Annotated in this window: 7 protein-coding genes; all 7 read right to left on the reverse strand. The window is 45.4% G+C overall.

The window, feature by feature from the left end; genetic code table 11:
• Positions 1 to 90: 90 nt before the first annotated feature.
• The gene (locus ACI7RC_RS08555; RefSeq protein ID WP_408107816.1) at positions 91 to 1,224 is read right to left on the reverse strand and encodes a WD40 repeat domain-containing protein; all 1,134 of its coding nucleotides are present in this window, start codon (positions 1,222 to 1,224) and stop codon (positions 91 to 93) included.
• Positions 1,221 to 2,675 (reverse strand): sensor histidine kinase, encoded by a 1,455-nt coding sequence (locus tag ACI7RC_RS08560; RefSeq protein ID WP_408107817.1) that lies wholly within the window; start codon positions 2,673 to 2,675, stop codon positions 1,221 to 1,223. Before ACI7RC_RS08560 ends, ACI7RC_RS08555 begins: the two co-directional genes overlap by 4 nt.
• Positions 2,676 to 2,687: 12 nt before the next feature.
• Positions 2,688 to 3,389, reverse strand: a complete 702-nt coding sequence (locus ACI7RC_RS08565) for a response regulator transcription factor (protein WP_408107818.1) — start codon at positions 3,387 to 3,389, stop codon at positions 2,688 to 2,690.
• Positions 3,390 to 3,528: 139 nt separating this feature from the next.
• Positions 3,529 to 4,260, reverse strand: a complete 732-nt coding sequence (locus ACI7RC_RS08570; RefSeq protein ID WP_408107819.1) for a hypothetical protein — start codon at positions 4,258 to 4,260, stop codon at positions 3,529 to 3,531.
• Between the two features lie 456 nt (positions 4,261 to 4,716).
• Positions 4,717 to 5,337: a pyridoxamine 5'-phosphate oxidase family protein gene (locus ACI7RC_RS08575; protein WP_408107820.1), complete on the reverse strand. Its 621-nt coding sequence runs from the start codon at positions 5,335 to 5,337 to the stop codon at positions 4,717 to 4,719.
• A gap of 120 nt (positions 5,338 to 5,457) precedes the next feature.
• Positions 5,458 to 6,078, reverse strand: a complete 621-nt coding sequence (kynB, locus tag ACI7RC_RS08580; protein ID WP_408107821.1) for an arylformamidase — start codon at positions 6,076 to 6,078, stop codon at positions 5,458 to 5,460.
• 18 nt (positions 6,079 to 6,096) lie between these two features.
• Entirely contained in the window at positions 6,097 to 6,945 is an 849-nt protein-coding gene (kynA, locus tag ACI7RC_RS08585) for a tryptophan 2,3-dioxygenase (RefSeq protein ID WP_408107822.1), read from the reverse strand.
• Between the last annotated feature and the right edge of the window lie 129 nt (positions 6,946 to 7,074).

Below are 7,074 nucleotides of genomic sequence, written 5' to 3' on the forward strand. Positions count from 1 at the left end.
TAGCCAGTTTACTGGAGCAACCTTAAATTCCACTTAGGATAAACAAAGAGCTACCCCGAACTCAGTCAGCGGCGCTTGCTTGCCGTGAATTCAAACCGACTTAAACGAGATCCTGTATATGGCGGTGTTGTCTGTATTCCGGTTATAGCAGTATAACATCCGGCTATCTTTGGACCATATGAGCAGATCTATAATTTGGTTCGATGCCTTATAAATCACTTCATCGTTGATGAATTGATTATCGTTTAGGCTTACCGCATGTATTTCTGTTCCGAATCCTTCCGTATTGTATTTTAAGACGCTGTAAGCCAATTTTTTACCATCCTGCGATACGCTAATATGGATCAGTTTCTGATTTTTTAAATCGATCAGCTGCTCGAGTGATTCGCTTTTTACATCGTAAAGAAAGATACCGAACTGATCCTGGAACAAACCTGCCGCTGCCATTTTTGTATGGCCTACAGGAACCGCATCAAAAAAATGGCCTTTCAAGCTTTTTTGCCTTTGTTGTTTCGTTTCCAGATCGACAAAAAGCATATGGGTATTGTCGTTGTCGTTGGACAAACATACCGTTCGGCCATCCTTTAACAGGTTTAAACTCATCAACGTTTTCGGATCCTTTCCGGCAACCTCCGAAATTTTCAGCAAATCTTCCCTATTCCCGCTTTTTGTATCCTGAATGAACAAATAATCGTCCATGCCTACGAATCGATGGCTGTCGGGCAGCCACTGTGCGGACAATACACCGTTAAACGCATATAGTTTTTTGTTGGTAGAAGCATCGTACACGTAAGTTATGTTCGTCTTGTCCTCCGTCCCCATATAGGTAACCAGTATCATTTTACCATCGGCGGAGACGCTGACTTTACTGCTTTTTACCTGGTTTTGAGGATCGAAGTTACTCATTACCAGGTTTTTGGACATGTCGTAAATACCGGCTTCCACTGAATTTTTCTTTTGCGGATTCGATCTCGTAAAAACAAACGTATTTATACTCAGGAGATCCGACTCCCGCAATTTGAAAGGGATTGTAAATTTTACAATTTTGCTGATGGCAAAAGGGGGCTCCTCATTATCTGACGGCAGAATTTTAAAAAGATCCTTGTCCAATACGGTTAAATAGGAATCACCGTCTCTCAGGGATAAGCCGCTTAACACATGAAATCCTGCTATAAGCGCACACAAGATCATAACCAATACCATTAAGCTTTTAAACGATTTCATAAATCTACACTTCCAAACCGCAAAATAACCTCAGTCCCGTGATTCAATGTGCTGTTAATCTCGATACGGCCTTTGTGCCTTCCAACGATCTCCTTAACAATAGCTAGTCCAAGTCCCGAGCTGCCTGATTCTCTCGAAGCCTTTGAGGAGACTCTGTAAAACGGATCAAATACTTTTTCAAGCAATTCCTGCGGAATTCCGGTCCCATGATCCCGTACCTTGATAATCATGTCGTTTTGCTGCCGAAAAGCGTGAACATGAACGGTTGAATTGACATTCCCATATTTAATTGAATTGTCGATGAGGTTAATCAGCACTTCCTTGAGCCGATCCTTATCCCCTTGCAAATGGAGGCTGTCCCTGACATGAGCTTCTATGGCGATATTATATTTTTTTCCTTTGATCGTCATTTCTTCGCAAGTTTCTTTAATCAGCTCGCTCATATCTACATCAGCGAATTCGTAGCTGAACTTTTCCGAAGATGCTTTGGAAAGCTCTATCAGCTCGATGACCATGTTATTGAGCCGATTGCTTTCATTGATAATGCAAGCAAGCCCTTTTCTGGTAAACTCGTCGTCTTTTATTCCCAAATCTTCAATGGCCTGAGCATATCCGGTGATCGTGGTAAGCGGAGTTTTCAGCTCATGTGTCACATTATCGAAAAACAGTTTATTCTGCTTCTGCACTTCCTCAAGCTTATCCTTGTCTTGTTTGATGATATCGATCTGTTCCCTGATCTTACGGACCATCATTTTAAATCTGGAGCTTAGATGCCCGATTTCGTCTGTTGAGGCGATATCGACATCAACATTGAAATTTCCTTCTGCAACCTCTTCGGAAGCTTCCGTAAGCTTCATGATCGGCTTTGTTATTTGTTTGGAAAAAATGTAAGAGGTCACGAATATCACAGCGAAAATAGCGGCGGCAAAAAGGCTGATCATTCGTTCGAATCTTTGGTTATAGGCAAACAACTCCGTATAGTCTTTATAATATCGGACAATGCCGATGCCGGGTTCTTTAATCGGATAGGACAAACTTACAATCACTTGATTCCCTGTAAAATTCGTTGTATAGGAAACCTCGCCTTTCATCGCCCATATCAAATCTTGGGAACGGCTAAGGAACGTGTCCGGCGCCGAACTGTTCTTCGACAGCTTTTGTCCGCTTATATCGTAAATATCCACTGTGTTTCCCACCTGTGCGGTTAACTGCTTGGATATGTCTTCCGCTTCGGAACCGATGGTAGCAACGCTGGCGTCCATATTGTTAAACAAAAAATATTGACTTAAATAGATATCGAGATTTTTCTTGGTTTCTATCATATCCGCTTTGATCACACTTTTGGTGTTTTGTTCCGTCGTATGAATAGCGGTGAATGTAAGCACGGAAAATCCTACAAATACGATAATGGAAACATACATCAGAATTTTAAACCGAATGGAATATTTCATCGCTATACCTTCTCAACCAAGTTTGTATCCGACCCCGAAAATAGTTTCTATGATGGACGATTGTTTATCTTCATCCAGCTTTTTTCTAATTCTTCGGACGTGGATATCCACCGTTCTGCCGTCGCCTATAAATTCATAGCCCCAGACCTGATCCAATAGCTCCTCTCTCGTTATAACCCTTCCGCGGTGTTCCGCCAAATAGATCAACAGTTCATATTCCTTATTGGTAAATTCGATTTTGCTCCCATGTTTATAGATCTCTCGCTTCTCTTTATAGATTTCGATTTCTTGGCCGATTTTTATCGCTTTATACTCAGGGTGATCGGCAGCCGCCGCTACGGAAATCAAATCGATTCTCCGGAAGATGGTTTTAATTCTCACAATCACTTCCCTGATGTTAAAAGGCTTCGTGATATAATCGTCCGCTCCCAGCTCCATACCGAGAATTTTATCGATATCGTCTAATTTGGCGGTAATCATAATGATAGGAATAATGTGGTTGGCGGAAATTCTTTTGCACACTTCAAAGCCGTCGATATCCGGCATCATTACATCGAGCAATATCAGGTCGGGAGCAAATTCCTGTACGTACTGCAGCCCTTGATATCCGCCGTTGGCTACTTTTGTTTGAAATCCTTCGTTCTGCAGGTAATGGGATAGAATATCCGAAATATTCTCCTCATCCTCGATAATTAATATCTTTCTGTTTCCCAATGGGATTCCTCCTTTTGTCCTTTACAAGATTCTTTCAAGTATAATACCATCCCGGCAAGGCGGACACATGAACGCGCAAAAAGAGGGGGAGGACCCCTCTTGAGCGATTTTGATCGAAAAGATATTTTTGCAGCGCTGCTTACTTTCCTTGTCTCAGGTCGATTCCGTTCGTATCGAACAAACTGCCGTCGTCGCTCACATTTTTGTACTCATAGATATAAGTATAAAGCAGATCCGTTTTTCCGTCCTTTTCTTGATAAATTTCACCCTTCACCGGCAATCCGCTTTCATCCAGCAAAACGGACTCCGTGTATGCAGCATTAAATGCTTCCGATTTATCGGTTCTGGTCAGCTTTTTCAGCTTTTTTCCGTCCGCAGTTTGTACATTTCCCTCATCCTTCCAACCGGCCCGGCGCGTTTCCTCGCGGTATTCCTTTATAAAATCCTGTTTTTCGGCCACTAAACCGATGTTCTCGGGATTTTTCAACGTGAATTCCGACCCGATGAGATGGCTATCTGTATCGATGCCAATTTTGATATACCTTTTTCCGTTGTCGAGCAGATAACATCCGCCGATTCTTTGTAAGGTATCCGTTCCTTTGACTGGTTCTTTATAATCAATGCGTTTATTATGGGTTACAGGATCGGCCCACGTTTCATCTACTGCAGCGATGCTTCCGTCTGGGTTGAACAAAGTTTTCTTCGCGTACTCGATGGTTCCTTTGCTGTCGTCTTGCACGGTCATGGATACGGCAGCTGCGCTTGCAATTGGAACGCTTTCTCCGCCAGTCATATTTGCTGCCGCAAAGGCGGTTGCTGAAGAAATTGCCATCGTCGCGATAATGGTAGCAGGGATCAATACTTTTTTCATGGTTCAGAACACTCCTGTCAATGATTGGTTTTTTGTGATGATCATCACGTTTTTATTGTAAAAAAGAGTTGTTTCCATCGTTAGGCAAGTTGTTTCCAACTTGTAAACGGTTTGTTTCCAACGAAGCTTCTAAAGCAAAAGGGATCGCTTCATGAAAATTTATGAAGCCACATTTCGACTTTAGGATGGGAACATATCAACTTTCTTGGTGAGTACACATTCGATCAGAAGAGAAATGCTAGCCTAAACGCATTGTTACCTTTTTGTTCAAGGAAAAATCGAAGCCGGTAATCCTTAGCGTACAGGATTCCGGCGTTTTTTCTGTCAATCGGAGCTTAGCGTACAAAAACCGCACTTTGTTGGCGGTACCCCTTTGAGTTACAGGCAGTTGAATAAAACAAGACATAAGAAAGCCAGGAGCGAAGCTCCCGGCCTTTTTGCGTTGGGGAATATCCTCTATTTCAACTTATCCTCTCTTCTATTTGCTTTCACCTTGAAAAAATCTCCGCCTTTCAAGGTCTCGTCGTCCGTTCCCCAGTGAATCTCCTTGTCCAGCTTTTTCATCAGCGGGAGGTGCTTGGAACAGTGAATGTAAGCCTCGTCCACGCGAATGGTTACCCAGCGTTCGACGAACCGGCTTTCATCGCGCTGGATGCTCTCCATCAGCTCGTCCGGCAAAGAAAGCGTCTGCTGCAGCTGGTCATTCTCGATCACGGCTGCGCCTCCGTTTACGTGCAGGCCGATACCGTACTTGACGAAGTCGACGAACAGCAAGCCAATATGCGGGTTTTCCGTTATATTTCCCAAACTGGCCATCACGCCATTGCCGCGAAACTCCGGGTAAATCAACGTACGTTCGTCGATGACCCGGACGAATCCGGGATTGCCGGTACGAATCGAGGTGTCGCAATTTCCTTGGCGGTCGGCAGTTGAGATAAACACCAGCTCTTGCTCGCTGATAAATTGCTTCATCTCCGGGTTCAGGTAATCGATCATCTGATTGTCGTAAAAGGATTCAGCCCTTCTTTGTGTTCCGTACTTTTGCTGCAATGCTCGCTCTCCTGCTGAGCCCTTCATGCTGGTCCCTTCCCTTCACAAACACGAAATGCCTTAACAGCAAGACATTATATCACATCAGGGCAGGACGGGTATGTGGATGATATGCGAACGTGTCAGGGAAAGAGAACCAGTATCAGCTTATTTCTTCAACACAGCACGCACCGGGCTCCCGTCTGCTTCAACCAAGGGCAGCGGGAGGGCGATCAATTCGTAATCCCCCGGAGCGACATCTCCCAAGACAAGCCCCTCCAGAATATGGATGCCGTGACTGGCGAGTTCATGATGAGCTGACAGCTCTTTACTGTCCAACGGATCAACCGACGGCAAATCAAGGCCAATCAGGCGAATGCCGAATGCGGAAAGATACGCCGCCAATTCCGGCCGAAGATGGGGAATGATTTCCGGAAACAGACTGCGGTCCTTCCAGGCATCTGTACGAATCAACAGACGGGCAATACCTTTGAGGTCGATGCCGGACAGTTCATCCACTCCAATCGATGCAAGATTAGGCAGATAGACGACGCGGGCAGGGCCGATGTATACATCGAGATCCAGTTCGATGACCCTTTTTCCCGCATTGTCAAAATGAAACGGGGCGTCAATATGAGTGCCGGTGTGGACGCTCATGCTGATCTGACCGACATTGACAGATCCGCTCTCTTCCTTGCTCCAATTCACTTTGTAGGCAAATGGCGTATCCCCCGGCCAGTTTGCCACCTTTTTGTCGAGAGGTTGTGAAATATCAATCCATATCCCCAAGCCTGCCGCCTCCGTTTCTCACAGCTTCGTTCTGAGATTCCACAACTCCGGGAAGAAGTGCTGATCAAGAGCCTTCTTTAAATACGTGACCCCTGATGAACCGCCTGTTCCCTGTTTATGGCCAATAATTCTTTCCACTGTCGTCATGTGGTTAAAACGCCATAATTGCTGCTGACTTCCGATATCGACCAGCTTCTCGGCCAGCTCGTACAGATCCCAGTACTGATCGACATTGCGGTAAACGGTCAGCCAGGCCTCTTCTACACTGGCATTCGGCTGGTAGCTTTGCGACCAGTCCCTGTCGAGAACGTCTTCATCAACAGGCAACCCCCGCTTCGCTAGCGCGCTGATCGCCGCGTCGTAAATACTCGGCTCGTGAAGCGCCTGCTGCATCTGCCCGTACAAGTCGTTTTGGTGTTGAAAGACAGCTAACGTGTGGACATTTTTATTTCCCAGGGCAAATTCAATCAACCGGTTCTGATACGATTGGAACCCGGAAGACTGGCCCAGCTTATCGCGAAACTCCATGTATTCAGCCGGTGTCAAAGTAGACAAGACACTCCACGACTGAATCAATTGCTGCTGAATTCTCGATACGCGCGAAAGCATTTTAAACGAAGGCTCCAAGTCGTTTCGGCGAATACACCCAATCGCCGCCTTCACCTCATGCAAAATGAGCTTCATCCACAGCTCGCTCGCCTGATGGATGATAATAAACAGCATTTCATCATGGTGATCGGAACACCGATGCTGACTGGATAAGATCTTGTCGAGATGGAGGTAATCCGCGTACGACATCGCGGTTCGAAAATCAGTTTGAATTCCTTTCTCCAATCCCGCACTTCTGTTTTGCTCCTCGCTGTTCATTTGGCAACGCCCCTTCCTTTTTTCCAGACGAAGTACGCAGCAGACAAAAACAGCAACCACGGAATTCCGAACTCAAGCAAAATTGTGAACCTCCCCCACTTACTCGCTAACGCGAGTTGAAGTCGGGGC

It is taken from the genome of Brevibacillus sp. B_LB10_24 (assembly GCF_046036945.1).
Taxonomy (GTDB): Bacteria; Bacillota; Bacilli; order Brevibacillales; family Brevibacillaceae; genus Brevibacillus_C.